The organism is Frateuria sp. GZRe14 (assembly GCF_051900395.1).
GTDB classification, from domain to species: domain Bacteria; phylum Pseudomonadota; class Gammaproteobacteria; order Xanthomonadales; family Rhodanobacteraceae; genus Frateuria_A; species Frateuria_A edaphi.
This window is the reverse complement of record NZ_JBHZGJ010000001.1, coordinates 1,019,895-1,043,567: the sequence shown is the minus strand read 5'-3', so window position 1 is coordinate 1,043,567 and position 23,673 is coordinate 1,019,895. Positions and strand designations below refer to the sequence as shown.

Below are 23,673 nucleotides of genomic sequence, written 5' to 3'. Positions count from 1 at the left end.
CCGGCGATAATCGCTCCATCGCGGTCGCGCACTCGTGCGCGCTCCTCCTATTGGAAAACGCATCGGCATGACCCCATCGATCCGCCGCAAACTCGAGTCCCTGGCCGAACGCCATGAGGAGATCGGCCTGCTGCTCGCGCAGCCGGACGTGCTCGCCGACGCCAACCGCTTTCGTGAGCTGTCGCGCGAGTACGCACAGATCGAGCCGGTCGCCGCCGCCCTGCGCGAACACGACGGCGCCGAGCGCGAGCTGGCCGAGACGCGCGCCATGCTGGCCGACCCGGAGCTGCGCGAGATGGCCTCCGACGACGTCGAACGCCTGGAAACGCGCCTGGCGGAACTGGACGGCGAGTTGCAGATCCTGCTGCTGCCGAAGGACCCGCGCGACGAGGCCAACCTTTTCCTGGAAGTGCGCGCCGGCACGGGCGGCGACGAGGCGGCCCTGTTCGCCGGCGACCTGTTCCGCATGTACGCGCGCTACGCCGAACGCCGCCGCTGGCACGTCGAAGTATTGAGCGAAAGCCCCGGCGAACACGGCGGCTACAAGGAGATCGTCGCGCGCATCGAGGGCAAGGGCGCCTACTCGCGGCTGAAGTTCGAATCGGGTACGCACCGCGTGCAACGCGTGCCCGAAACCGAGTCGCAGGGGCGCATCCACACCTCGGCCGCGACCGTGGCGATCCTTCCGGAAATGGACGAGATCGAGGACATCGAGATCAACCCGGCGGACCTCAAGACAGACACCTTCCGCGCCTCCGGCGCCGGCGGCCAGCACGTCAACAAGACCGACTCCGCCATCCGCATCACGCACCTCCCCAGCGGCATCGTGGTCGAGTGCCAGGACGAGCGCAGCCAGCACAAGAACCGGGCCCGTGCGCTGTCGTTGCTCAAGGCGCGCCTGCTCGACGAGGCGCAGAGCAAGCAGGCCGCGGCACAGGCGCAGGAGCGTCGCCTGCAGGTGGGCTCGGGCGACCGCAGCCAGCGCATCCGTACCTACAACTTCCCGCAGGGCCGCATCACGGACCACCGCGTCAATCTCACCCTGTACCGGCTGCCTGAAGTGCTGGCCGGTGAACTGGACGAGCTGGTCGATACGCTCACGCGCGAGCACCAGGCCGACGAGCTCAAGAGCCTCGCCTCGTGACGGGCGCGCGCGCCGAGCTCGAGGCCACGCTGCACCGCCTGGCGCACCTGCTTCGCCAGGGTGCCAGCAGGGATGCCGAAGAGGTTGCCGCCCGGGCGCGCCGAAGCTTTCCGCTATCCGGCGAACTGGTCCGGCTGCACGGCATCGCGCTGCTGCAGCTGGGGCGCCGCCACGACGGCACGAGCGCGTTGCACCGCGCCGCCGAGCTGGCGCCGGACAGCATCGAAGTGCAGTGCAACCTGGCCAACGTCGCGCTGGAGGATGGTCGGCCCGAGGCCGCCATCGAACGCCTGCACGCCGCGCTGGCGCGCAAGCCCGGCGATCCGGTCATCCTGCAGGTGCTGGGCGTGGCGCTGATGGTTGCCGTTCGCCACGAGGAAGCACGCGAGGCCTTTGCCCAGGCGCTGCGCGCGGCTCCGCAGCACCCCGGCCTTCACCTCAACCTGGCCGAAGCCGAGCTGGAACTGGGCGATACCGCAAAGGCCCTGGCGCATGTGCACGAGGCGTTGAAGCTGGCACCCCGCCTGGATGCCGCCCACGCCCTGCTCGGGCACGCACTACAGGCCCTGGGCCGCAGCGCGGAAGCCGCCCAGGCCTGGCTGGAGGCCGAGCGACTGACGCCGCGCGAGCCGCGATTCGCCTTCCAGGCGGCGAGGATGCTGGAAGAAACCGGCCAGTTGAGCGCAGCCGCCGACGCCTACGCCCGCGCGCTGGAACTGGCTCCGCAGTCCGGCGCCGCACTCAGCCGCCTTGCCTGCATGCGACGACGTCTGGCCGACTGGCGCGAGCAGGAAGCGTTGACCGCACGCCTTCGCGACGCGGTGGAAAGCGGTCGATCCGGCATCGTGCCCTTCGTGCTGCCGCTGGAGCCATTCGACCGCGCACTCCAGCGCAAGGCCATGGAAACGTTCACCCGCGCGATCGACCAACAGCTTGCGCCCCTGCGACAGAAGCTCGCCTTCGCCCTGCCGCGGCCCGCGCCAGACGCGCCGATCCGCGTCGGGCTGGTCTCCGACGGTTTCGGCGAACATCCGATCGGCCGTACGGTGGCGGCCCTGGTCGAGGCGCTGGCCGCGCTGGGCGGACTGGAGCTGCACCTGTTCGCCACGACGGCCGATGACGGCGGCCCGACCCGTCAGCGGCTGGTGGCGGCGGCCTCGTTGCATGCCATCGACACCGTGCCACCCCCGCAGGCGGCCGAGCGCATCCATGCGCAAGGCATCGAGGTGCTGTTCGATCTCACCGGCTACGGCGAACACACCAACGCCGACATACTGGCTTTGCGCCCCGCGCCGTTGCAGGTGAACTGGCTGGCCCTGCCGGGCACCGCCGGCGCGCCGTGGATCGACTACATCCTCGCCGACACCGTGGTGCTGCCGGCGCCGCATCGAGGGGACTACAGCGAGAAAGTGCTGTCGCTGCCGCGCTGCTTTCTTCCCATCGACACCCACACCGCCACGCCGCCACCGACGCGAGCCGAATGCGGCTTGCCGGACACAGGCACGGTATTCGCCTGTTTCAACGCCACCGCCACGATCGGCCCGGATGCCTTCGCGCGCTTCATGCAGGTACTGCACGAAGTGCCGGGCAGCGTGTTGTGGCTGCGCGCGGCACCGGGCGGCGCGGAGGAACGCCTGCGCGCCGCCGCCGCGACCCTGGACGTTTCACGGGGGCGGCTGGTCTTCCTGACCGACCTGCCTCACGCGGACCACCTCGCCCGCTACGCGCTGGTCGACCTGTGCCTGGATACCCTGCCCTGCGGCGCCCGCACCACCGCGGCCGACGCGTTGGGGGCCGGCTGCCCATTGCTCACCTGCGCCGGCGACACCTTCGCCGGACGCATCGCCGCGAGCCTGCTGCACCACGCCCACCTGCCCGAGCTGGCGGCCGACGATCCCGACGCCTTCGTGGCGATGGCCGTGCAGCTGGGCCGCGACCGCGCTGCCCTGGCCGCCATCCGTACGCACCTGACCGGCCTGCGCACGCAGTCGCCGCTGTTCGACATGGCCGGTTTCGCCGCCGACTTCCGCCGCGTAGTGCAGACGATCGGCACCCGCCACCGCATCGGCCGACCGCCGATCGACCTGGATTTCTGATCGTCGGTTTTTGGTCCACCCGCCGGGTTCAGCCCGTCGTGAAAGAACGCGGCGCCTCACCGTCATGCTGCGCGCGCTCGACGCCTTCCACCTCCGCCGCCGGCGGGCCCTGCCACAACCAACGTTCCAGCGCGTCCAGCGCCTCGGCCGAACCATGCGCAACCACCTCGACGCGGCCGTCCGGCAGGTTTCGGACGTGGCCGGTCAGGTCCAGTTGCCGCGCCTGGCCGCGGGTGCTCGCGCGATAGAACACGCCCTGCACCCGACCACTGACGAGGAAACGCGCGGCCGCCATGTCACTGGCCGATCGCCGCGTCTAGCGACTGGCCGGTCACCGGACCGACGAAGCGCTTGGCCACGTGGCCATCCGGCGAGATCAGGTAGGTGGTGGGCAAACCGCGCGGTTCGTCGAAATCCTTCGGCGAATCGTCCAGCGAGACCTGGGCAATCGGGTAGCTCACCGGGTGTTTGGCGAGGAAGGCCTGGATGTCCGCCTTGTCGCTGTCCTCATAAGCCAGCCCGATCGCACGCACGTTGGCGTGCGTCGTGACGAATTGCGAGATGTCCGGCATCTCCTTGATGCAGGGCACGCACCAGGTCGCCCAGAAGTTCACGATCACCCAGTGCCCGCGCTGCGCGGCCAGGTCGAAAGGCTTGCCGTCCAGGGTGGTCACTTTCAGCGACGGCTGAGCCGGCATGGCCGCCTGCACGGGAATGGCGGCGGCAAGCAGGCACGCGGCAAGGGCGAGCGGGGCGAGCTTCATGGGACGGGGGTCTCCGGTTCCGGCGGCGGCGGGAAAGTGTGGTCCAGCCGTCGGCCAAGCGTGTCGTCAAGCATCCGCGCGACCTCGGCCAGCAGTTCGATCAGCGCGGCCGGGAGGTTGATGCCCAGGGCCCGCGCTTCGTCGACGGGCTGCAGCGGCAGACGGTAATTGGTGTGACGATACACCCGCAGCAGGTCGGTGCTGTCGAGGCTGCGACTGAGCAGCCAGCCGCCGGCTTCGCCACGCTGGATCAGGTCGGCCCGCTGCAGGTCGTCGAAGTACGTGGCGATGCTGGCGCTGCGCAGGTAGGGCTCCTGCAGGCGCACGGTCGCCGGGTCCACGCTGCAGCCCTTGCGTTGCGCCTCGACGAAGTGGCGCAGCACCACCATCAGGCCAAGGAACTCTGCGCCTTCCTGAAGGGTCGCCGCTGGCGCGTGGTACTCGTACGCCGATAGCGACGCGGCCACCGAAGCGCCAAGGATCGCGATCACCCAGGACAGGTAGATCCACAAGAGGAAGATCGGGATGGTCGCCAGCACGCCGTAGATCTGCTGGTAGCTCTGCGCGTTGCTGACGAACAGCGTGAAGCCCCAGCGCGCGATCTCGAACATCACCGCGCCGAGCAGTGCGCCGATCGCCGCATCGCTGCGGCGCACCTTGCAGTTGGGGATCGCCGCGTACATCAGCCACAGGGTGATGAAGGTCACCACGAACGGCAGCACGCCGAGCAGGCGCTGGCCCAGGCCCAGTTGCGCGTAGGCGCCGGCGAGCAGCGGCATGGCCGTGACGTACGAAGTCACCGCGATGCCGCCGACCGCAAGGATCGGCCCGAGCGTCAGCGCCGCCCAGTACAGCAGCAGGCGCGAACTCCAGCTGCGCGCCTGGTGCACGCGGAAGATCCGGTTCAGGCGGTCCTCGATGCTGATCATCATCGACAGCGCGCTGAACAACATCACCAGGATGCTGATGCCGGTCAGCTGACTGGCGTTGGCGGCGAAGGTCTGCAGGGTGGCCTGCACCTTCGCCACCGTCGCCGGCAGGAAGTTCTGGAACACGAAGGTGAGCAGCACGTCGCGCGCGCTCTGGAACACCGGGAACACCGACAGCATCGCCAGCACCGCCACCATCAGCGGCACCAGCGAGACCAGCGTGGTGTAGGACAGCGCGCCGGCGGTCTCGAAGCACTTGTCGTCGATGAACCGCTGCCAGATGAAGCGGCTGAAGCTGAGCGCGCGGTCGCGGTCGAAACGCCAGGCCATGGACGGCACCATCAAGCGGAAGGCGGCCGCTACACTACCCGATCGCCCGCGAACGCCCAACCGAGCCCGCATGAGCCTGACGATCCTGGTCCTCTACTACAGCCGAAGCGGCCACACCGCCCAGCTTGCTCGTCTGATCGCCCGCGGCGTGGAAGAAGCCGGTCTGGAGGCGCGCCTGCGCCAGGTGCCACCGGTCGCGCCAGTTACCGAGACGGCGCAACCACCCGTGCCCGAGGAGGGCGCGCCCTACGTCAGCCGCGCGGATCTGGCCGAGTGCGCCGGCCTGGCGCTGGGCAGCCCCACGCGCTTCGGCAACATGGCCGCGCCGCTCAAGCATTTCCTGGACACCACCGGCGCCGAGTGGGCGAGCGGTACGCTGGCTGGCAAGCCCGCGGCGGTGTTCACCTCCACCAGCACCATGCATGGGGGGCAGGAATCGACTCTGCTGACGATGGCCCTGCCGCTGCTGCACCACGGCATGCTGTTGCTGGGCATTCCCTATACCGAGCCGGCGCTGACCGCCACCGGCAGCGGCGGCACGCCCTACGGCGCCAGCCATGTTGCCGGCGCCAAGGGCGACAACGCGATCAGCGAGCACGAGCGGGAACTGGCCCGCGCGCTGGGGCGACGATTGGGCGAAACCGCACGCAAGCTGGCGACGTCCGCATGAGCACGCCGATCGCGCTGCCCTATCGCATCGGCCGGATCGCATGGTTCGCGCTGATCGCGTTGCAACTGGTGTGGCACGGCTGGCTCGCCCGCCCCGAACACCTGCCGACCTGGCTGGTCCTGGGAGTCACGGTGGTGCCACTGCTGGTGCCGCTCACCGCGCTGCCGGACCTGCGCCGCGCGCTGCTGTGGGTGGGCATCCTCGGCCTGTTCTATTTCTGCCACGGCGTGGCCGAGGCGTGGAGCGCGCCAACGGAAAAGTGGCTGGCGCTCGCGGAGATCGGACTGACGCTACTGTTGATCGTGGCGCTCGGAGCGGGCGTGAAGCGCAGGAAGCCGCAAGGCTGAGCTGACGTTGCCGGTTGAAACGAGGATGAGGCAAGCGCTCGGCTTCCATCTGCGCGTACGCTCAGCGCACCTCGGCAGAATGCCACCGCTCACCCTGAGCGCAGGCGCGTAACGCCGACGTCGCGGGGCCTCGCGCCCCACCCACGAACCGGCACCTATACTCGCGCGTATCCTGCAAACAGGAACGCACCATGGATTTCCTGCAGACCGCGCCGCAGCTGGTCCACCCTTACCGCAACGACCGTACGCTGCTGGCCTTGCTGGACCGGGTGATCCCTGCCCAACGACGCCCGGCGCTGGATGCCGACCTCGACGCCCTGGGCGATTACGCCCAGCTCGCCTGGGAGCGGGCCCGCCGCAGTACGCCACGGACGCCGGTGCTCACGCGCTGGGATGCCTGGGGCCAACGCGTGGACCGCATCGAGCTGACCGCGGCCTGGCAGGAAGGCCCCGGCCTGACCACTCGTCACGCGATCCTGGCCGCCGGCCACGAGCCGCACGAACACGCGCGACTGGAACAGTTCGCGCGCGTCTACCTCTACCACCTGGCCAGCGAGTTCTACACCTGCCCGCTGGCGATGACCGACGGCGCCATCGCGGCGCTCAAGGCTTCGGCCAACCAGGCGCTGATCGACCGCGCGCTGCCGCATTTCCTGAGCCGAGATCCAGCCACCTTCTGGCTGAGCGGACAATGGATGACCGAGACCGCCGGCGGCTCCGACGTGGGCCACACCGGCACCCTCGCGCGACGGGATGAAGCCGGCCAGTGGCGTCTGCACGGACGCAAGTGGTTCAGCTCGGCGGTGGTCGGCGAAGCGGCGCTCGCGCTCGCGCGCCCGGAAGGAGCCGGCGACGGCACTGCCGCCCTGGCCCTGTTCTACGTCGAGACGATGGACGGCGCAGCGCGAAAACCGGAGCTTGTCGTCGACCGCCTGAAGGACAAGCTCGGCACCCGCGAGCTGCCGACCGCCGAGATCCACCTCGATGGCCTGCCCGCCTGGCCACTGGGCGAGCTGGCCCAGGGCGTGCGCCAGGTGGCGCCGATGCTCAACGTCACGCGCACCTGGAACGCGGTCTGCGCGGTCGCGAGCATGGCTCGCGCGCTGGCGCTGGCGTGCGACTACGCGGCGCACCGCGAGGCGTTCGGCCGTCCATTGATCGAGCAGCCCCTGCATGCACGCACGCTGGCGGACATGCGCGCCGAGTTCGAGGGCGCGTTCGTGCTGGCCTTCGAGGTCGTGCAGTTGCTGGGTCGCGTCGAACAGGACCTCGCGGCGCCGCACGAAACTGCGCTGCTGCGCCTGCTCACGCCGCTGGCGAAGCTCTGGACCGGCAAGGTCGCGGTAGCGCTCTGCTCCGAGGCGCTGGAGTGCTTCGGTGGCGCCGGCTACATCGAGGACACCGGCCTGCCGCAACTGTTGCGCGACGCGCAGGTCTACGCGATCTGGGAAGGCACCACCAACGTGCTCGCGCTGGACAGCCTGCGCGCGCTCGGCGAGGGCCTGGACGCGCTGCGCACCGCGATCGCCGGGTGGGTCGACGGCTGCCATGAGCCCGAAGCCGTGGCACCGATCCATGCCGCCTTCCAGGCCGCGTCGCGGCAACTGCAGGCGTCGCGCAACGATCGTGCGGACCTGGAAGCCTCGGCCCGCGGGCTGGCGCTCACGCTGGCCCGCTGTGCCGCGGCCGCCCTGCTCGCCCGCCAGTCCACGTTTGCCCGCGGACGCTGCGACATGCGCCCGGGTGCGGCGCTGCGGCGGTTCGTGGCGCACGGCCTGGACCGGTTGGCGACGGCGAACCTGGCCGATACGCGGTTGTTGTTGTGATGGGTTTCCGCCCGCCTCACCACGAGCCGCTAAACTACCCGCCCCACCTGCCTTCGAAGCCACCATGCAGCACCTGACCATCGTCACCACCGGCGGCACCATCGACAAGATCTATTTCGACGACAAGTCGGACTACAAGATCGGCGCGCCGCAGATCGGCGAGATTCTCGGCCAGCTCGGCGTGGCGTTCGCGTTCGACGTGATCCCGATCCTGCGCAAGGACAGCCTGCACATGGGCGCCGAGGACCGCGCGCTGGTGCGCTCGACCATCGAGGCGCAGCCGCACCGGCACGTGCTGGTCACGCACGGCACCGACACCATGGTCGAGACCGCGCGAGAACTCGCGTCCATCCCGGGCAAGGTGATCGTGCTGACGGGCGCGCTGAACCCGGCGCGATTCCAGGGTTCCGATGCGGTGTTCAACATCGGCTGCGCCGTGGCCGCCGTGCAGACGCTGCCGGATGGCGTCTACATCACCATGAACGGCCGCGTGTGGGATCCGGCCAAAGTGCGCAAGAACCGCGACGCAAATCGTTTCGAGCAGGCCTGAGCGAACGTCCGGACGTGGAACGAGGGGCCGCCGCCAGGCGGCCCCTCGCCGTTTGCGTCACTGCACCGTCAGCGTCACGTCATCAAGCACGAACGATGTCTGCAGCGAATAGTCCTCCGTCCCCACGAAGCGGATCTTCACGGTCCGCCCGATGTACGGCGCCAGGTTCGCCGTATGCACCACGTAGCCCGAAGCGGCGTTGAGGTTGGAGAATGTCGCCAGCGTGGCGAGCACGGTGCCCGAGCTGTTGAGCACCTGCACCTTCAGCTTGTCGTACGCGCGCGTGGAGGTGCCCTCGGCGGTGTCGATGTGCAGGTAGTACTGCAGTGTGGCCGTGCTCTTGCCGCTCGGAATGCTGACCTGCTGCGTGAGGCGGTCGGTGTGGCTCTGGCCGTACCCGTCCAGCCACGCCTTCCACGAGCCCTGGTGGGCCGGCTCCGCGCTGCTGCTGTCGATCACGCCGCTGGTGGCGTTCCACGGCGCGGCCGAACCGGTCTCGAAGCCGGTATTGCCCAGCAACTGGCTGCCGCCGCCACCGCCGCCGCTGACCGTTACGGCGTGCGTGACGCTGTCGCTGGCGCCATCGTTGTCGGTCACTGTCAGGGTGACGTTGTAGGTCCCGCCTGCCGCATAGGTGTGGCTCGGGTTGGGTGCCGTCGAAGCGCCACCGTCGCCGAAGTTCCACGAGCGCGAGGCGATCGAGCCGTCGCTGTCGCTGGAGCTGTCGGTGAAACTTACCGTCAGCCCGCTGATCGAATCGCCAAAGCCGGCGACCGGCGGCGTGTTGCCGCCACCGCCGCCACCCAGGTCGTTGGCGACGTTGGCGATGATCAGGCTGCCGCGGCCAGTGGTGAAGTCCCAGCCTGCGCTCGCGCTCTCGCCGCCGTTGTTGCCGGAAGTGACGTCGTGGAAGTCCGACGCGGGCAACTGGTAGAGCAGTGGCGCCGCGAAGCCCAGGCCGGTGCCCTTGATCGCCAGCATCCGCGCCCACACGCCAGCGAAGATCGGGGCCGACAGGCTGGTCCCGCCGACCTGCTCGCTGGCGCCGTTGACCACGATCACCGCGCCGCTGTTCGGATCGCCGTCGAAGGCGATGTCGGGCACGCCGCGGGTGCTGCCCGGCACCACCCCGTTCTGCCAGCTCGGCTGCGGCTCGAAGGTGCTCGGGCTACCGCCGGTGCCGCTCCATACCGTCTCGCCGTTCCAGGTGGTGCCGGACGTGTTGAGCGTGGTGCCACCCACCGCCACCACGTAGGGCGAGCTAGCCGGCTGGCTGGGCGTGGTGCCGCCGTCGCCGCATTCGTCGGCGCCGGAATCACCCGAGGACACCGAGAAGGTCTGCCCCTGCGCGATCGCCTGCTGGAAGGCCTGGTCGTCCGCCGCGGCCGAGCCGTCCTGCTGGGTATAGGTTTCGCACTCGCCCAGCGAGACGTTGATGATCTTGGCCTGGTTGTCCGACACGATCTTGTTGATGTCGGCGGTGAGGTTGGCGTTGGACAGCGTGGGAATGTTGTAGAAGATGATCTTGCCGACCTGCCCGCCGGCGGCGCCGACGATGTCCTGGCTGTCCAGGTTCCACTCGACCACGCCGCTGGTATCCGAACTGGTGCCATTGGTGTTGATGGTCTGCGTGGTGACCGCCGGCAGCCCGTTGTTCGAGGTGAAGGTATTGAGGTCGGTGATGGTCTGGGTGATCTTGCCCTGGGTGATGATTCCCACCGTCACGCCCGCCGCGCTCTGCACGCCGGCACCGCCGTAGATCGCCGAGAAGTCGACCGGGTTGTGGCCGGTCACCGATTGCGGGCTCAGTCCGCTGCTGCGCAGCTTCACCAACGTGTGCGGCCGATGGACGTCCTGCAGGCCGACGACCGAGAGCACGCTGCCGCGCAGCGACGCGGGAATGCGCACGTCGCCGGTGTTCATGAAGGCCGCGCGGCCTTGCCGGTCGCGCACTTTCGCGAACGGCGTGCCGAAGGCGGCGGTGGCCACGTCGGCGGTGCCGTCGGCTGAGACCAGCAGCCGGTTGGCGGCGATACGGACGTTCGTGAAGCCGGCCTTGCGCAGGTAGGTCGCCACGGCATTGGCCTGGTCCTGCGTGGGCGAGTGGTCGGCGACGAACTGCTGCGCGCTCATCGCACGCTGTGCGATCAGCAGGCTCGGCGACCGCGCCGCCTGGATGAAGCTCTGCAACTGCGCCTGGTTGCGCAGCTTCAGCGCGACCTCGATGTGCATGGGCTGCAAGGCCGCCAGCGGTCCGACGATGCGCTCGCCCGCGTGCAGGCGCGGGGCGTGCCCGATGGCGACCTGGGCGTCGGCGGCGCAGACGGAGGTGGCGGTGGCCGCGGCAAGCGCGGCAGCCAGCAGGGTGAGGCGGAATACACGGGTCATGGCAAATCTCCCTTTCGATTTTCAAAGACGCACGGCCCCGATGCGGCCCGTGCGGACCTCATGCGTGTGAGTCGCTGGTGCGACCGTTCCGGTTCTTGATGGCCAGCGATCCCGCGTGCCGTCGGGCCGGGCGCCTTCTCCCCTGGAATTCCCTGCGGAGGCGCGTTGCGTATCGGTCCGGCAGCTGGCGCCGTCATCACCTTCGGTGGCGGGGCCACGACAGGACGCCTCGTCGACTTCCCTGCGACGGAGCGGACCGACCATGGGCTCCGGGAAAGGGACCGTCAATAGGAATTTTTCAAAATGTGATTAGGTAATCCATGGCATTTATCGATGTAAATACCGCGTGCATATGCGTAATTTCTTGCGCATTAACTCTGCGGCCACGGCATCGGATTTTTTCGACAAAAAAAACGCCCGGCGTTTGGCCGGGCGTGTCATTACCATCGAAAAATGCCGAGGCAGCGGATGAACGTGCCCCGGCGTCTGACGTCACTGCACGGTCAGGGTCACGTCGTCCAGCACGAACGAGGTCTGCAGGGAGGAATCCTCCACGCCCCGGAAGCGGATCGTCACCGTCTGCCCGATGTACTTGGACAGGCTGGCGGTATGTACCGCGTAGCCGGAAACCTTGTTGAGGTTGGAGAAGGTCGCCAACGTGCCCAGCACGGTGCCGGAGCTGTTGAGCACCTGCACGGTCAGCTTGTCGTACGCGGTCGAGCCGGTGGTCTCGGCGGTGTCGATGTGCAGGTAGTACTGCAGCGTGGCCGAGGTCTTGCCGCTGGGGATGCTCACCTGCTGCGAGACGGTATCGGTGTGGCTGCTGCCGTAGCCATCCATCCAGGCCTTCCACGAACCCTGGTGCGCCGGCTCGGAACTGCTGCTGTCGATCACGCCGGACGAAGCCGTCCAGGGCGCCGCCGAGCCCGTCTCGAAACCGGTGTTGCCCAGCAGCTGGCTGCTGCCGCCACCGCCGCCGCTGACGGTCACCGATTTGCTGGTGCTGTCGGTGGCGCCGTCATTGTCGGTCACGGTCAGGGTGACGTTGTAGGTGCCCGCAGCCGCATAGGTATGGCTGGGGTTGGTGGCCGTGGAACTGGTGCCGTCGCCGAAGTTCCACGAGCGCGAGGCGATCGAACCGTCGCTGTCGGTGGAGCTGTCGGTGAAGCTGACGGCCAGGCCGCTGACCATGTCGCCGAAGTTGGCGACCGGCGGGTTGTTGGTGCCGCCACCGCCACCACCGATGTCGTTGATGGCGCTGGCCATGATGATGCTGCCGCGGCCGCTGGCCAGGTCGTAGCCCGCGCCGGCCGTCTCGCCGTCGTTGTTGCCCGAGATGACGTCATGGAAGTCCGAGGCCGGCAGCTGGTAAACCAGCGGGCCGGCAAAGCCCACGCCGGTGCCCTTGGCCGCCAGCACGCGCGACCAGAAGCCGGCGAACAGCGGCGCGGCCAGGCTGGTGCCGCCGATCTGCTGGATCGAACCGTTGACGATCACCTTGGAACCGGATTCCGGATCGCCGTCGAAGGCCACGTCGGCTACGCCGCGGTGGCTACCCGACCACAGCGTCTGCCAGCTCGGCTTGGGTTCGAAGGTGCTCTCGCTGCCGCCGGTGGCGCCTTCGTTGGCGGCCAGCTCGTTCCACACGGTCTCGCCGTTCCAGCTCGTGGTGGAGGCATCGAGCTTGGTGCCCGCCACGGCGATCACGTACTGCGAGGCCGCCGGCCAGCTCGGCGTGGTGCCGCCGTTGCCGCACTCGTCGGCGCCGCTGTCGCCGGTCGAGATCGAGAAGGTCTGGCCCTGCGCGACCGCCTGCTCGAAGGCCTGGTCCTGGGCGGCCGCGGAGCCGTCGCCCTGGGCGTCGGTTTCGCACTCGCCCAGCGAGACGTTGATGACCTTGGCCGTGTTGTCCGAGACCGCCTTGTTGATGTCGGCGGTGAGGTTCGCGTTGGACAGCGTCGGGATGTTGTAGAAAACGAGCTTGCCGACCTGGCCACCGGCCATGCCGACGATGTCCTGGCTGTCCAGGTTCCACTCGCCCACGCCGCTGGTGTCGGAGCTGGTGCCGTTGGTGTTGATCGTCTGCGTGGTGACGGTCGGCAGGCCGTTGTTCGAGGTGAAGGTATTGAGGTCGGTGATGGTCTGGGTGATCTTGCCCTGGGTGATGATGCCGACCGTCACCCCGGCGCCGGTCGGCGCGCCGGCGCCACCGTAGATCGAGGCGAACTCGGTCGGGTTGTGGCCGGTGATCGCCTGCGGCGTCAGCCCGTTGGGCTGGTAGTGCGCCACCGTGTGCGCGTAGTGCACGTTCTGCAGGCCGAGCACCGACAGCACGCTGTCGGCGATCGACGCTGGCACGCGGGGCTCGCTGGTGTTCATGAAGGCAGCGCGGCCATGCTTGTCGCGCACCTTGGCGAACTGGGTGCCGAAGGCCGCCGAAGCCACGTCGGCAGTGCCGTCGGCGGAGACCAGCAGGCGATTCGGCGCGATCCTGACGTTGGTGAAGCCGGCCTGGCGCAGGTAGGCGGCGACGGCGTCGGCCTGGCCCTGCGTCGGCGCGTGGTTGGCGCGGAACTGCTGGGCCGACATCGTGCGCTGCGCGACCAGCCGACTGGACGAATGCGCGCTCGCGATGAAGCTGTGCAGCTGTGTCTGGTTGCGCAGTTTCAGTGCCACCTCGACATGCAGCGGCTGCGTGGAAGAGAGCGGCCCAATGAGGGTTTCGCCCGTGTGCAGCGCCGGGGCGTGCCCGAGCGACACCATCGCCGGATGGGTGGTAACGGCGGCCGCCGAGCCGGCGACGGCCATGCCCAGCGCAGCGGCCAGCAGCTTGATGCGTACATCTGTTGCCATGTCCAACTCCTGTATGTTTTTTCGGGCCGAGCGACACCGATGCGGTCGCCGGACCCCATGCGCATATGCCGCACGTGTGCGGCGCCTGATTGCTTGCAGCGATCCCGTCCCCTCGAACGGACGCTCCTCCCCTTTTCCCTGGAAGCGTCGCGCTGCGGTTCTGAAGGTGCGCCTGCTGTCGTCGCAGGCGTCAGTCCGGAATGCCGGTCGCCAGCCGTGGCGATCGGACCGAAGAAAACTAGAGCTTTTGAAAATACGCGGTCAATAGGAAAAATAACCGAAATCCATTACCTACACGCATTTTCAATGCGCATTATCTTTCGATTTAATTTTCATTTATTCGCAAATAAATGAGGCGGTTTGCAAATGCACCGATCCGGTCGTTTCCGCCGACCGTCGAGTTAGCTTGGGGGCAATGCAGGGTCGGTGCGCCTCCGAATCGGCCCTGGCAGCGCAAGCCGCGTTGGGCGAACCACCCGTTCACGGCGATGACGCCAGAAGACGCCGGTACCAGCAGCGAGCAGGCGTGGTACCTGGCGATCCCGCGTTTTCAGGCTGCGGGCATAAAAAAACCCCGGCCGAAGCCGGGGTTTACTGGACCCGGGAAGCCCGCGTCGATTGCCAGACGCGGCCCCCAGGACCGACCTCAGTTGAGCGTTTCGGTCAGCGTCACGCCCGAGAACGTCTGGTACGCACGCACCTTGATGTAATAGGTGGTGGTCGTCGACGGGGTGAAGCTGCAGCTCTCGTTGTTGCCGGTGAGGTACGGACGGCAGCTGTAGCTGGTGGTGGTCGGCTCGGCGCCGGCCCGCACGTACAGGTCTGCGTCACCGGTGCCGCCGGAGATGGCGAACTTCGCCGTGTGACCGGCCTGCACCGTCTCGGTGTAGGTGGCCGACCAGTTGCCGGTGCTCACGGTCGGCAGGCTGACCGAGGTAGTGCCGCCGCCGCTGCCACCGCTGGTGCTGTAGGACGCCTTCACCGTCACGCTGGAGTACGAGGAGTAGCCGTGCACCTTGATGTAGTAGGTGCCCGTCTGCGGCGAGGAGACCGAGCAGCTCTCGCTGTTGCCGGTCTTGTACGGACGGCAGTCGTAGCTGCTGAGCGTCGGCGCCGAGCCGAACTTGGTGTACAGGTCCGCATCGCCGCTGCCGCCGGAGATCGACATCACCAGATTGGAAGCGCCCGCGGGCACCTTGATCAGGTAGTCGTGATCCTGGCCAGCCGAACCGGACACGCCGGTCACGGCCACGCCGTTCTGCAGTTCGACGGTGCTGCCACCGCCGCCACCGCCACCGGTCGGGCAGGTGACACCCACCTGGGTAAAGGCCGCCGCCACATCGGTCGAGCTATAGCCGAGGGCGGTCGCGGCCGACTCCACGCCGCAGGCGCCGTCGTTGAAGTTGGAGGTCGCGGTCCAGTACGACTTGTTGGCCAGCGCGAACGACTGGAAGGCCTTCTTCACGTCCCAGCCGGACGTCTTTGCGAGCAGGCAGAACGCCTTGTTATAGACGCCGGACGAATAATGCACGTCCAGGCCGCTGGTGTAGTCGGCCGCGTTGTCGATCGAGCCGCCATCCTGCGGGGGGTTGCACATGAAGCGCAGCGCGGTGCCGCTCTTCATGATGTCGGCGCCGACCAGGAAGTCGGCCTGGCCGCGATCATAGAATTCGGCCGCTTCGCCGGCGATGTCCGAATAGGCTTCGTTCATGCCGCCCGACTGCCCGCTGTACTGCAGGCCGGAGTTCTGCTCGGTATAGCCGTGGCTGATCTCGTGGCTGGTCACGTCCAGCGAAACCAGCGGATAGAAGGTGCTGGCGCCATCGCCGAAGTACATCGCGGTGCCGTCCCAGAACGCGTTCTCGTAGTTGCTCTTGTAGTGCACGTTCATGCGCAGCTGCATGTTGAGCGGGGGCGCTCCGTTGTACGCAACGTACATGTCGTGGACCACGCCGCCGAAGTGGTGGGCGTCGTTGACCGGCGAGTAGGCGCCGTTGATCGGGTCGGTGTTGCTGGTCGGGCAGGTGAAGCTGACCAGGGTGCCGCCGCTGGTGCCGTGGTTGAGGTTGTAGGTGACGACGTTGGTGTTCTGCAGGGTGCAGGTGCTGCCGGACTGGGTGACCTGCAGCGCCGGGTAGTCGGTGCCGTAGTAGTACTCGCCGGTCTTCTGGTTGCCGCCGGGACCGTTGGCCGTGGCGTCGGTCAGGCCATCCCAGCTCTGGATCACCGCGCCGGTGTGCGCATCGACGATCGCGGTCGGACGGCTCGGATGCTGGCCACCGACGACGTAGGAGGTGAGGTAGACCAGGCGCGGCGAGCCATTTTCCTGCGGATAGACGAACAGGTCGGCCTTCTTGTTGTAGATGGACGCGCCGCCGGCCAGCGTGGTGTGCGCGTGGGCCTGCAGCTTGGCGATGGCCTGGGCCCCGCTCAGCTTCGGGGTGACCGACAGCGGCGCGGCAAGGTTCGCCGGCAGCTTCATCACGTTGCCGGAGGCGTGCAGCACGTTCCCGTGCGCGTCCTGTTCCACCGCAACGCTGCGGCCGTATACCGGCACGCCGCGGTACATCTGCTGCTGGCGCACGACCTGCTTGCCGTTGGGCAGGTGGGCGGTGCTGCGCGCGGTCAACGACATGTTCGCGCCGAGGTTCAGGCGCGTCGCGAGGCTGCCGGCCGGCACCGCACCGAGGTTTTGCACGTTCACGTGCTCGCTGTTTGCTGCCATCGCGGTGGAGGCACACGCCATGCCGATGGCGGCAACCAGGAGCTTCAGACGGACATTACTTGGCATTTCAGGTACTCCATAAAAGAGAAATTCGGGGCGAGCGAACCTGATGCGGTCACTTCGGACCCCATGCGTGAATTGGCCGTGTCAGGCACGGCACCACGTGCTTATTGCCAACGGTCCCTGCTGCATCCCGATGCGCGCTGCTTCTCCCCCTTCCTTCCATGAGAGGGCAGTACGCGGGCTCATCATGCGAGGGCGAGTCAGGAACTCCCCCGACGTCGCTGCAGGACCATCCGTCAACCTCCCCGCCAACGGATTCGTCGACAATAAGCAGGAAATTACGGTGCAACAAGGGTGAATTTTTCCTAGGGGTTTGAACTGTGATGGGCCGTGTTAGGACCTTGCGAAAACCGCGTCACAGCGCGGTTACAGACGGGCCGGCCCGCGTGGCCCACGCACAAAAAAAGCCCGGCCGGGCCGGGCTTTGGAAGCCGATTCGAAGACCTCGCTAGAGCATGCCGGTCTCAAGCTTGGCCGCATCGGACATCATCGAATGATTCCACGGCGGATCGAACACCAGGTCGACATCCGCCTCGCCGACCGTCGGGATCAGCTCCAGTTTCGTGCGCACGTCGTCGACCAAGATATCGCCCATCCCGCAACCGGGCGCGGTCAGTGTCATCTTTACGTAGACCTTGCGCGTGGCGTTGTCGCCCGCTTCGATCGACACGTCATAGACCAGCCCCAGTTCCACCACGTTGATCGGGATCTCCGGGTCGAACACCGTGCGCAGCTGCTGCCAGACCAGCTTCTCCACGTCCTGGTCGCTCGCATCGGCGGCCAGCTCGATCGGCGGCGGCGGCTCCTTGCCCAGCGCGTCGGCGTCGTGGCCGGCGATGCGGAACAGGTTGCCTTCCACGTACACGGTGAAGCTGCCGCCCAGGGCCTGGGTGATGTACCCGATCTGGCCGGCCGGCAGCGTCACGCTCTCGCCCTGCGGAACCATCACGGCCACGCAGTCGCGTTCCAGGGTGAAGGGTTCGCTGCTCAGACTGAAACCACTCATGCCGATCCTGCCGATACTCAAGGCCGCGCGGGGACGCGGCGGAAGCGACCTATTATGCCGCGCCCGCGGCGTATCCCGCTGATCAAGATCAGGCCGGGACGGCCGATCTCAAGCAATGCACACGCGCTCGCAGCCGGGCTGGACGCTTGTGCGGGTTATCATGTGCGTTTGTTTCGACGATCCGGGAGCCGCATGCCGTTCGACCTTCCGCCACCGCATGGGCTTTGCCCGTGCGCCTGATCCCGCTGCTGTTCGCCGCCTTCAGCGCAGCCATGCTGGGCCTCGCTGCCGGCGCGGTCTGGATGCTTCCGACGATGGCGCTGCAACGCCCGCTGCCCGCGCTTGCGCCGCTGGTCGGCGCCCTGCTGGCGCTGGCCATCCGCAGTTGGGTGCGACCGGCCGGGCGCGTGGCAGCTGTGCTGGCCGCGGGCGCGACCGTACTGGCTGCCGCCTACGTGGACGTGCTGACTGCCGCCGCGCGCATCGCCGGCTCCATGGGCATCGGCCTGCTCGACGCGTTGCGCGGCGCCGGCCTGACGATGCTGCTGTCGCTGGCCGAACTGGCGGTACGGCCGACCGGTATCGCGTTCACCCTGGCCGGCGCGCTGCTGGCCGGCTGGATCGCCAGTCGCCAGCCGCGAAAGGCTTCCTAGGGCGGGCTTCAGCGCGCCGCTTCCCGAACGAGCCCTCGTGTACCGACACCCACGCTACGCCGCTACGCGTCCAGCGCCTTGAGCGCCGCCACCAGCTCTGCCGCCACCGCCTGCCCGTCGCCGTAGAGCATGCGCGCGTTGTCGGCGTAGAACAGCGCGTTCTCGATGCCGGCGAAACCGGTGCCCTTGCCGCGCTTGACCACGATGACGTTCCGCGCCGCCGCCACGTCCAGGATCGGCATGCCGTAGATCGGCGAGGCCGGGTCGGTCTTGGCGAGCGGGTTGACCACGTCGTTGGCGCCAATCACCAGCGCCACGTCGGTGCTTGGGAATTCGGCGTTGATCTCGTCCATGTCCGCGATCAGGTCGTACGGCACGCCCGCCTCGGCGAGCAGCACGTTCATGTGCCCCGGCATGCGCCCGGCCACCGGATGAATGGCGAACTTCACCTTGACGCCGCGCTCGATCAGCTGCCGCGCGAACTCCCACACCTTGTGCTGTGCCTGCGCCACGGCCATGCCGTAGCCGGGCACGATCACCACGCGCTCGGCGTAGGCCATCATCACGGCCGCGTCGCTCGCCTCGATCGGCTTCTGCGCGCCGCCGATTGCCTGCGCCGCGCCCGTGGTGGCGCCGAAACTGCCGAACAGCACGTTGCCCAGCGAGCGGTTCATCGCACGGGCCATCAGCTGGGTGAGCAGCGTGCCGGCAGCGCCGACCACGGTACCGGCGATGATCATCGCCTCGTTGCCCAGCACGAAACCCTCGAACGCCACCGCCAACCCGGTGAACGCGTTGTACAGCGAGATCACCACGGGCATGTCGGCACCGCCGATCGGCAGCGTCATCATCAGGCCGAACAGCAGTGCCAGCGCGAAGAATGCCGCGATAGCCCACGGCGCCAGCGTGCCGGTGACCAGTACCGCGCCCAGCGCGATGGCAAGCACCAGCAACAGCAGGTTGAACGCGCGTTGCCCCGGAAACACGAAACGCCGGTCCAGCCAGCCCTGCAACTTGGCGAAGGCGATCAATGAACCGGAAAAGCTCACCGCACCGATCAACGCACCCAGCACCGCCAGCACGAGCTGCACGGTGCCGGGCGCTTCCCCGTCCGCGGTGAAGCGGCCACCGTCGAGCAGGGTGACCGCCGCACCCGAGAAGGCGACCAGCTCGGCCGCACCGATCGCCGCCGCCGCGCCGCCGCCCATGCCGTTGTACAGCGCGACCATCTGCGGCATGGCGGTCATCGCCACGCGGCGTCCGGACCACCACGCGGCCAGTGTGCCCAGCACCAACGCGGCCAGGATCAGTCCGCGGTTGGCCAGCCCCGGCAGCGCGAAAGTCGCCACCACCGCCAGCGCCATGCCCACGCCGGCCCACACGATGCCGCCGCGCGCGCTGCGCGGGGAACTCATGCGCTTCAGGCCCAGGATGAAAAGCAACGCGGCGAGGAAGTAGCAGCCTTTGATCACCCACGGCAGCCAGGCCATCAGCGGGGCTCCCCGCCGCCGGGGCGGCTGGACTTGAACATCTCCAGCATCCGCTCGGTGACCACGTAGCCGCCAGCCGCGTTGCCGGCGCCCAGCAGCACGCCGACGAAGCCGATACCGATTTCCAGTGGCGTCTGCGCGTGCCCCAGCGCGATCATGGCGCCGACCAGCACGATCCCGTGAATGAAGTTCGAACCGGACATCAGCGGCGTGTGCAGGATCACCGGCACCCGCGCGATGATCTCGTAGCCCGTAAAGGCCGCGAGCATGAAGACATACAGCGCCAGGAAACCGTCGAGCATGACCCCTTCCCCTGTCCGCGCGCCCCTTCGAGCGGTTGTGACCGCATCATACGGTCGCGCGTCAACCCGTGCGAGCCTGCCGCGTTGAAGCATCCGACCGAACCGGAACCGGGCCAGCGAGCCGATGACGCGGATCTCGATGCCATGAACAGCCTTGCAGGCACCCTGGACAGCGACCTGCTGGTGCCCCAGGAACGCGCCGTGCCGGCGACGCTGGACGCGTTCCTGGCCGACGTGGAACGCCGCGCCTTCCGCCTGGCCGAATTGCAGCTGGGCCACCGCGAGGACGCGCTCGACGCGGTGCAGGACGCCATGCTGCGGCTGGTCAGGAGCTACCGGGACAAGCCCGCACAGGAATGGACGCCGCTGTTCTGGGGCATCCTGCGCCGGCGGATCGTGGACCTGCAGCGTCGCCGCAAGGTGCGCTCGATCGTGGTCGGCTGGCTTGGTGGACGCGACGACGACGGCGAGGACCTGCCCGCCTGGGAGCCGCCCGACAACGGCCCGAGCCCACTGCAGCGGCTGCACGACAGCCAGTCCTGGGCCGACATCTCCGCCGCGGTGCAACGCCTGCCGCAGCGCCAGCGCGAAGCGTTCCTGCTGCGCATGCTCGAAGGCCTGGACGTGGCGCAGACCGCCCAGGCGATGGGCTGCTCCGAAGGCAGCGTGAAAACCCACCTTTCGCGCGCCATGCACCACCTGCGCGACCAACTGGAGGACTGGCAATGACGCCCGATCCCGACAAGTCCCGTCCTGACAGGCCCGATCCCGACAAGCTGGCCCGGCGCGCCCGCGCGCTGTACCTGGATGCCAGCCGGCAACTCGACCCGGCCACCGCCGGCCGCCTGCGCGCCGCGCGCCGGCAGGCGCTGGACGCCGCGCGACCGGCGCCCGCCAAGCTGGTTCCGCGCCTGCTGCTGCCGGCCGGCGCCTTCGCGGTGCTCGCGCTGGCGACGCTGATGATCTGGCAACCGCTGCGCAACATGGACCACGCGCCTTCGCGCGCGGTGCCGGCGGCGACCACCGTCGATGCCGACAGCGACCTGCCGCCGGACGCCGACAGCGCCGATCCGCAGCTGTATCAAAACCTCGATTTCTACGGTTGGCTGGCCGCCAACGACCGCGTGAAGGTACGTCGCTGACCCATGACCCGCTTCGCACTGCTCCCACTGCTGCTCGCCCTGGCCGGCGTGGCGTCGCTGCACGCGCAGGACGCGCCGCCGCCCAGCGCCTCTTCCGCGCCCGCGGCTGCGCGCCCCTGGCAAAGCCTGGATCCGGCCCAGCAGGACGTGCTCGCCCCGCTGCGCGGCCACTGGAACGAGATGTCGCCACGCAAGCAGGCGCACATGCTCAAGCGCGCCGAACACTGGGTCACCCTGCCGCCTGACCGGCGCGAGGAGATCCGTCAGCGCATCGCCCGCTGGCAGACGATGTCGCCCGAACAGCGCGAACGCGCCCGCGAAAACATGCACAAGTTCCACCGCCTGCCGCCGGAGCAGCGCGCGCGACTGCACGAGGCCTACGAACAGTTCCAGCACATGCCGCCCGACCAGCGCGAGCGGCTGCTGCGGCAGTGGCGCTCGCAGACGATCGAACAGCGTTTGCAGGGGCTTGAGCATCCGCCGGGACCGCCCCCGCCCGCGCCGCCTCCGCCGCCACGGCGTCCGCCAGGGCACTGACTGGAATCCATCCCTGCCCGGCCTCCCCTTGGGGTGGGGAGCGGGCTGAGTGCTCGGCGGTCCGGAAATCTTCCTTCCGGAGGGTGTGCGGGGCTACGCCGCCTGACCAGGAAACCGCGGCTCGCCACCATGCGTTAGACAGGTCCTGGCAACCAGCTCATCCTCGAAATCCGGCTGCAGCGCGCCATCGCGCAACAGCAGCTCGACGAAGTTGAACACGTTGCGCGCGTACATCTCCGACGCATGCAACGGTGCACCAGCCGGCAGGTTCAGCGGACCGAGGATGGTGATCCCGGAATGATCCACGCGCTCGCCCGGCCGGGTCAGCTCGCAGTTGCCGCCGCTCTCGGCGGCGAGGTCCACGATCAGCGCGCCCGGCTTCATGCCTTCCACCATCGCCGCCGTCAGGATCTTCGGGGCCGGGCGACCGGGCACCGCCGCGGTGCTCACGATCACGTCCACGACCTTCAAATGCTCGGCCAGCGCCTGCTGCTGCGCGCGACGCTCATCCTCCGACAGCTCGCGCGCGTAACCGCCGCTGCCGGCGGCGCTGACACCGAGATCCAGGAACTTGGCGCCCAGCGATTCGACCTGCTCGCGCGTTTCCGGCCGCACGTCGTAGCCCTCGATCTGCGCGCCAAGCCGCCGCGCCGTGGCGATCGCCTGGAGGCCCGCGACACCGGCGCCGATCACCAGCACGCGCGAGGGGCGGATGGTCCCGGCGGCGGTGGTCAGCATGGGAAAGAACTTCGGGCAGGCCTCGGCGGCGATCAACATCGCGCGGTAGCCGGCCACCGCCGCCTGGGAACTGAGCACGTCCATCGCTTGCGCGCGGGTGGTGCGTGGCAGCAGTTCCAGCGCAAAAGCGGTGAGCCGCCGCTTGCCGAGCGCCGCGATGCGCGCGGCCGCGCCGTGCGGACGCAGCTGGCCGACCACGATGGCGCCCTCGCGCAACTGGCCCAGCGCTTCGTCCGTCGGCGGCAACACACACGCCAGCAGGTCCGACTGCGCCAGCACCTGCGAAGCATCGCCAAACTCGACATCGACGTACGTCGCATCCGGGAAGCCCGCGGCCGCCCCTGCACCGTGCTCCAGCAGCACCCGCACTTCCTTGCCGCGCAGCTTGCGCGCGATCTCGGGCGTGATCGCCACCCGCCGCTCGCCCGCCGCCACCTCGCGCAACGCGCCTACCGTGATCGCCATACGGTTCCCCCGGGACCTGACAGCTCATCCTAGCCCAACGGCCAGGGCCGCAAGCACCGGCCCGCTTGACCGGCGCCGAGCCGGGCGCAGTAGACTGGCCCACCGGCAGTGCCACGGCTGGCGCACACGGGGTCTTTGCAAGGGAGATCCCATGTTTACTCCGATGCCCGTTCCCGTCGTCGATCCGCTGATGCTCGCCGCCCGCGAAGCGCGCGAGCTGGCTTATGCGCCCTATTCGAACTTCCGCGTCGGCGCCGCCGTCACCACCCGCGACGGCCGTACCTTCACGGGATGCAACGTGGAAAACGCCTCCTACGGCTTGTGTAACTGCGCCGAGCGGACCGCGCTGTTCAACGCCATCGCGGCCGGTTGCCGGCCTGGCGATTTCGTGCAGCTGGCGGTGATCGCCGACACGCCCGGGCCGGTGAGCCCCTGCGGCGCCTGCCGGCAGGTGATGGCGGAACTCTGTGACGAGGCCATGCCGGTGCTGATGGGCAACCTCGCCGATGCGTTGGAGGAGACCACCGTCGGACGGCTGCTGCCCGGTTCGTTCCGCCTGCCCTGATCCCGGAGCGCGGGATGGCTTCGCCCTCACTGTCGCGAGGGCGCAGGTCTGAAGCCCACCCTGCGCACACCGACCTCACCCGGCCGTGGC

General features: G+C 68.5%; 21 protein-coding genes. 11 read left to right on the top strand and 10 right to left on the bottom strand.

All coding sequences use genetic code 11. The features are described from left to right. Positions 1 to 67: 67 nt before the first annotated feature. Positions 68 to 1,144 carry a peptide chain release factor 1 gene (gene prfA, locus ACFWZ1_RS04685; protein ID WP_439665613.1) on the top strand — a complete coding sequence of 359 codons (1,077 nt, stop codon included), beginning with the start codon at positions 68 to 70 and terminating at the stop codon, positions 1,142 to 1,144. Beyond that, complete coding sequence (locus ACFWZ1_RS04680; protein ID WP_439665612.1) at positions 1,141 to 3,240, top strand: O-linked N-acetylglucosamine transferase family protein; 2,100 nt, start codon at positions 1,141 to 1,143, stop codon at positions 3,238 to 3,240. Before prfA ends, ACFWZ1_RS04680 begins: the two co-directional genes overlap by 4 nt. Before the next feature lie 28 nt (positions 3,241 to 3,268). On the opposite strand, the gene ACFWZ1_RS04675 is transcribed toward ACFWZ1_RS04680, so the two are convergent. Genes ACFWZ1_RS04675 through ACFWZ1_RS04665 form a run of 3 tightly spaced genes read right to left on the bottom strand, consistent with a single transcriptional unit; the run spans position 3,269 to position 5,263 of the window. Beyond that, positions 3,269 to 3,535, bottom strand: a complete 267-nt coding sequence (locus ACFWZ1_RS04675) for an acylphosphatase (protein WP_439665611.1) — start codon at positions 3,533 to 3,535, stop codon at positions 3,269 to 3,271. Between the two features lies 1 nt (position 3,536). Then, the gene (locus tag ACFWZ1_RS04670) at positions 3,537 to 4,004 is read right to left on the bottom strand and encodes a TlpA family protein disulfide reductase (protein ID WP_439665610.1); all 468 of its coding nucleotides are present in this window, start codon (positions 4,002 to 4,004) and stop codon (positions 3,537 to 3,539) included. Further along, positions 4,001 to 5,263: a YihY family inner membrane protein gene (locus ACFWZ1_RS04665; protein ID WP_231324130.1), complete on the bottom strand. Its 1,263-nt coding sequence runs from the start codon at positions 5,261 to 5,263 to the stop codon at positions 4,001 to 4,003. Before ACFWZ1_RS04665 ends, ACFWZ1_RS04670 begins: the two co-directional genes overlap by 4 nt. A gap of 70 nt (positions 5,264 to 5,333) precedes the next feature. Here ACFWZ1_RS04665 and wrbA point away from each other — a divergent pair, with 70 nt between their 5' ends. From wrbA to ACFWZ1_RS04645, 4 genes are all read left to right on the top strand, one after another. Next, positions 5,334 to 5,933, top strand: coding sequence for an NAD(P)H:quinone oxidoreductase (wrbA, locus tag ACFWZ1_RS04660; RefSeq protein ID WP_439665609.1), 600 nt, complete (start codon positions 5,334 to 5,336; stop codon positions 5,931 to 5,933). Continuing rightward, on the top strand, positions 5,930 to 6,280 hold the full coding sequence (locus ACFWZ1_RS04655; RefSeq protein WP_439665608.1) for a DUF2069 domain-containing protein: 351 nt from the start codon (positions 5,930 to 5,932) through the stop codon (positions 6,278 to 6,280). Before wrbA ends, ACFWZ1_RS04655 begins: the two co-directional genes overlap by 4 nt. A 191-nt stretch (positions 6,281 to 6,471) precedes the next feature. Beyond that, complete coding sequence (locus ACFWZ1_RS04650; protein WP_439665607.1) at positions 6,472 to 8,106, top strand: acyl-CoA dehydrogenase family protein; 1,635 nt, start codon at positions 6,472 to 6,474, stop codon at positions 8,104 to 8,106. A 64-nt stretch (positions 8,107 to 8,170) separates the two neighbouring features. Then, entirely contained in the window at positions 8,171 to 8,656 is a 486-nt protein-coding gene (locus ACFWZ1_RS04645; protein WP_439665606.1) for an asparaginase domain-containing protein, read from the top strand. A gap of 57 nt (positions 8,657 to 8,713) precedes the next feature. On the opposite strand, the gene ACFWZ1_RS04640 is transcribed toward ACFWZ1_RS04645, so the two are convergent. From ACFWZ1_RS04640 to sufT, 4 genes are all read right to left on the bottom strand, one after another. Beyond that, on the bottom strand, positions 8,714 to 11,044 hold the full coding sequence (locus tag ACFWZ1_RS04640; protein WP_439665605.1) for a protease pro-enzyme activation domain-containing protein: 2,331 nt from the start codon (positions 11,042 to 11,044) through the stop codon (positions 8,714 to 8,716). 492 nt (positions 11,045 to 11,536) lie between these two features. Next, complete coding sequence (locus tag ACFWZ1_RS04635) at positions 11,537 to 13,897, bottom strand: protease pro-enzyme activation domain-containing protein (protein WP_439665604.1); 2,361 nt, start codon at positions 13,895 to 13,897, stop codon at positions 11,537 to 11,539. 646 nt (positions 13,898 to 14,543) lie between these two features. Further along, positions 14,544 to 16,688 carry a M4 family metallopeptidase gene (locus ACFWZ1_RS04630; protein ID WP_439665603.1) on the bottom strand — a complete coding sequence of 715 codons (2,145 nt, stop codon included), beginning with the start codon at positions 16,686 to 16,688 and terminating at the stop codon, positions 14,544 to 14,546. A gap of 445 nt (positions 16,689 to 17,133) precedes the next feature. Next, positions 17,134 to 17,691 carry a putative Fe-S cluster assembly protein SufT gene (gene sufT, locus ACFWZ1_RS04625; protein ID WP_231324113.1) on the bottom strand — a complete coding sequence of 186 codons (558 nt, stop codon included), beginning with the start codon at positions 17,689 to 17,691 and terminating at the stop codon, positions 17,134 to 17,136. Positions 17,692 to 17,921: 230 nt separating this feature from the next. Between sufT and ACFWZ1_RS04620 the strand changes: the two genes are divergently transcribed. After that, complete coding sequence (locus ACFWZ1_RS04620; RefSeq protein WP_439665602.1) at positions 17,922 to 18,344, top strand: hypothetical protein; 423 nt, start codon at positions 17,922 to 17,924, stop codon at positions 18,342 to 18,344. A gap of 62 nt (positions 18,345 to 18,406) precedes the next feature. On the opposite strand, the gene ACFWZ1_RS04615 is transcribed toward ACFWZ1_RS04620, so the two are convergent. Further along, on the bottom strand, positions 18,407 to 19,834 hold the full coding sequence (locus ACFWZ1_RS04615) for an NAD(P)(+) transhydrogenase (Re/Si-specific) subunit beta (RefSeq protein WP_439665601.1): 1,428 nt from the start codon (positions 19,832 to 19,834) through the stop codon (positions 18,407 to 18,409). Further along, the gene (locus tag ACFWZ1_RS04610; protein ID WP_231324107.1) at positions 19,834 to 20,136 is read right to left on the bottom strand and encodes an NAD(P) transhydrogenase subunit alpha; all 303 of its coding nucleotides are present in this window, start codon (positions 20,134 to 20,136) and stop codon (positions 19,834 to 19,836) included. The genes ACFWZ1_RS04615 and ACFWZ1_RS04610 overlap by 1 nt, the downstream gene beginning before the upstream one ends. Positions 20,137 to 20,280: 144 nt before the next feature. Between ACFWZ1_RS04610 and ACFWZ1_RS04605 the strand changes: the two genes are divergently transcribed. From ACFWZ1_RS04605 to ACFWZ1_RS04595, 3 genes are read left to right on the top strand one after another with little or no spacing between them, the layout of a single operon-like run. Further along, complete coding sequence (locus tag ACFWZ1_RS04605) at positions 20,281 to 20,865, top strand: RNA polymerase sigma factor (protein ID WP_231324105.1); 585 nt, start codon at positions 20,281 to 20,283, stop codon at positions 20,863 to 20,865. Continuing rightward, positions 20,862 to 21,278 carry a hypothetical protein gene (locus ACFWZ1_RS04600; protein WP_439665600.1) on the top strand — a complete coding sequence of 139 codons (417 nt, stop codon included), beginning with the start codon at positions 20,862 to 20,864 and terminating at the stop codon, positions 21,276 to 21,278. Before ACFWZ1_RS04605 ends, ACFWZ1_RS04600 begins: the two co-directional genes overlap by 4 nt. Positions 21,279 to 21,281: 3 nt before the next feature. Beyond that, positions 21,282 to 21,815, top strand: coding sequence for a DUF3106 domain-containing protein (locus ACFWZ1_RS04595; RefSeq protein ID WP_439665599.1), 534 nt, complete (start codon positions 21,282 to 21,284; stop codon positions 21,813 to 21,815). Positions 21,816 to 21,908: 93 nt separating this feature from the next. On the opposite strand, the gene ACFWZ1_RS04590 is transcribed toward ACFWZ1_RS04595, so the two are convergent. Continuing rightward, positions 21,909 to 23,018, bottom strand: a complete 1,110-nt coding sequence (locus tag ACFWZ1_RS04590; protein ID WP_439665598.1) for an NAD(P) transhydrogenase subunit alpha — start codon at positions 23,016 to 23,018, stop codon at positions 21,909 to 21,911. Positions 23,019 to 23,181: 163 nt separating this feature from the next. Between ACFWZ1_RS04590 and cdd the strand changes: the two genes are divergently transcribed. Beyond that, entirely contained in the window at positions 23,182 to 23,583 is a 402-nt protein-coding gene (gene cdd / locus ACFWZ1_RS04585) for a cytidine deaminase (protein ID WP_231324097.1), read from the top strand. Positions 23,584 to 23,673: the final 90 nt, after the last annotated feature.

Bases quoted from the DNA above. Each gene is read 5' to 3' on its own strand.
- ACFWZ1_RS04675 (WP_439665611.1), bottom strand. From the start codon at position 3,535: ATGGCGGCCGCGCGTTTCCTCGTCAGTGGTCGGGTGCAGGGCGTGTTC.
- ACFWZ1_RS04635 (WP_439665604.1), bottom strand. From the start codon at position 13,897: ATGGCAACAGATGTACGCATCAAGCTGCTGGCCGCTGCGCTGGGCATG.
- prfA (WP_439665613.1), top strand. From the start codon at position 68: ATGACCCCATCGATCCGCCGCAAACTCGAGTCCCTGGCCGAACGCCAT.
- ACFWZ1_RS04630 (WP_439665603.1), bottom strand. From the start codon at position 16,688: ATGCCAAGTAATGTCCGTCTGAAGCTCCTGGTTGCCGCCATCGGCATG.
- ACFWZ1_RS04640 (WP_439665605.1), bottom strand. From the start codon at position 11,044: ATGACCCGTGTATTCCGCCTCACCCTGCTGGCTGCCGCGCTTGCCGCG.
- ACFWZ1_RS04595 (WP_439665599.1), top strand. From the start codon at position 21,282: ATGACCCGCTTCGCACTGCTCCCACTGCTGCTCGCCCTGGCCGGCGTG.
- ACFWZ1_RS04670 (WP_439665610.1), bottom strand. From the start codon at position 4,004: ATGAAGCTCGCCCCGCTCGCCCTTGCCGCGTGCCTGCTTGCCGCCGCC.
- ACFWZ1_RS04665 (WP_231324130.1), bottom strand. From the start codon at position 5,263: ATGGCCTGGCGTTTCGACCGCGACCGCGCGCTCAGCTTCAGCCGCTTC.
- ACFWZ1_RS04645 (WP_439665606.1), top strand. From the start codon at position 8,171: ATGCAGCACCTGACCATCGTCACCACCGGCGGCACCATCGACAAGATC.
- ACFWZ1_RS04650 (WP_439665607.1), top strand. From the start codon at position 6,472: ATGGATTTCCTGCAGACCGCGCCGCAGCTGGTCCACCCTTACCGCAAC.
- cdd (WP_231324097.1), top strand. From the start codon at position 23,182: ATGCCCGTTCCCGTCGTCGATCCGCTGATGCTCGCCGCCCGCGAAGCG.
- ACFWZ1_RS04610 (WP_231324107.1), bottom strand. From the start codon at position 20,136: ATGCTCGACGGTTTCCTGGCGCTGTATGTCTTCATGCTCGCGGCCTTT.
- wrbA (WP_439665609.1), top strand. From the start codon at position 5,334: ATGAGCCTGACGATCCTGGTCCTCTACTACAGCCGAAGCGGCCACACC.
- ACFWZ1_RS04615 (WP_439665601.1), bottom strand. From the start codon at position 19,834: ATGGCCTGGCTGCCGTGGGTGATCAAAGGCTGCTACTTCCTCGCCGCG.
- sufT (WP_231324113.1), bottom strand. From the start codon at position 17,691: ATGAGTGGTTTCAGTCTGAGCAGCGAACCCTTCACCCTGGAACGCGAC.
- ACFWZ1_RS04605 (WP_231324105.1), top strand. From the start codon at position 20,281: ATGAACAGCCTTGCAGGCACCCTGGACAGCGACCTGCTGGTGCCCCAG.
- ACFWZ1_RS04655 (WP_439665608.1), top strand. From the start codon at position 5,930: ATGAGCACGCCGATCGCGCTGCCCTATCGCATCGGCCGGATCGCATGG.
- ACFWZ1_RS04600 (WP_439665600.1), top strand. From the start codon at position 20,862: ATGACGCCCGATCCCGACAAGTCCCGTCCTGACAGGCCCGATCCCGAC.
- ACFWZ1_RS04590 (WP_439665598.1), bottom strand. From the start codon at position 23,018: ATGGCGATCACGGTAGGCGCGTTGCGCGAGGTGGCGGCGGGCGAGCGG.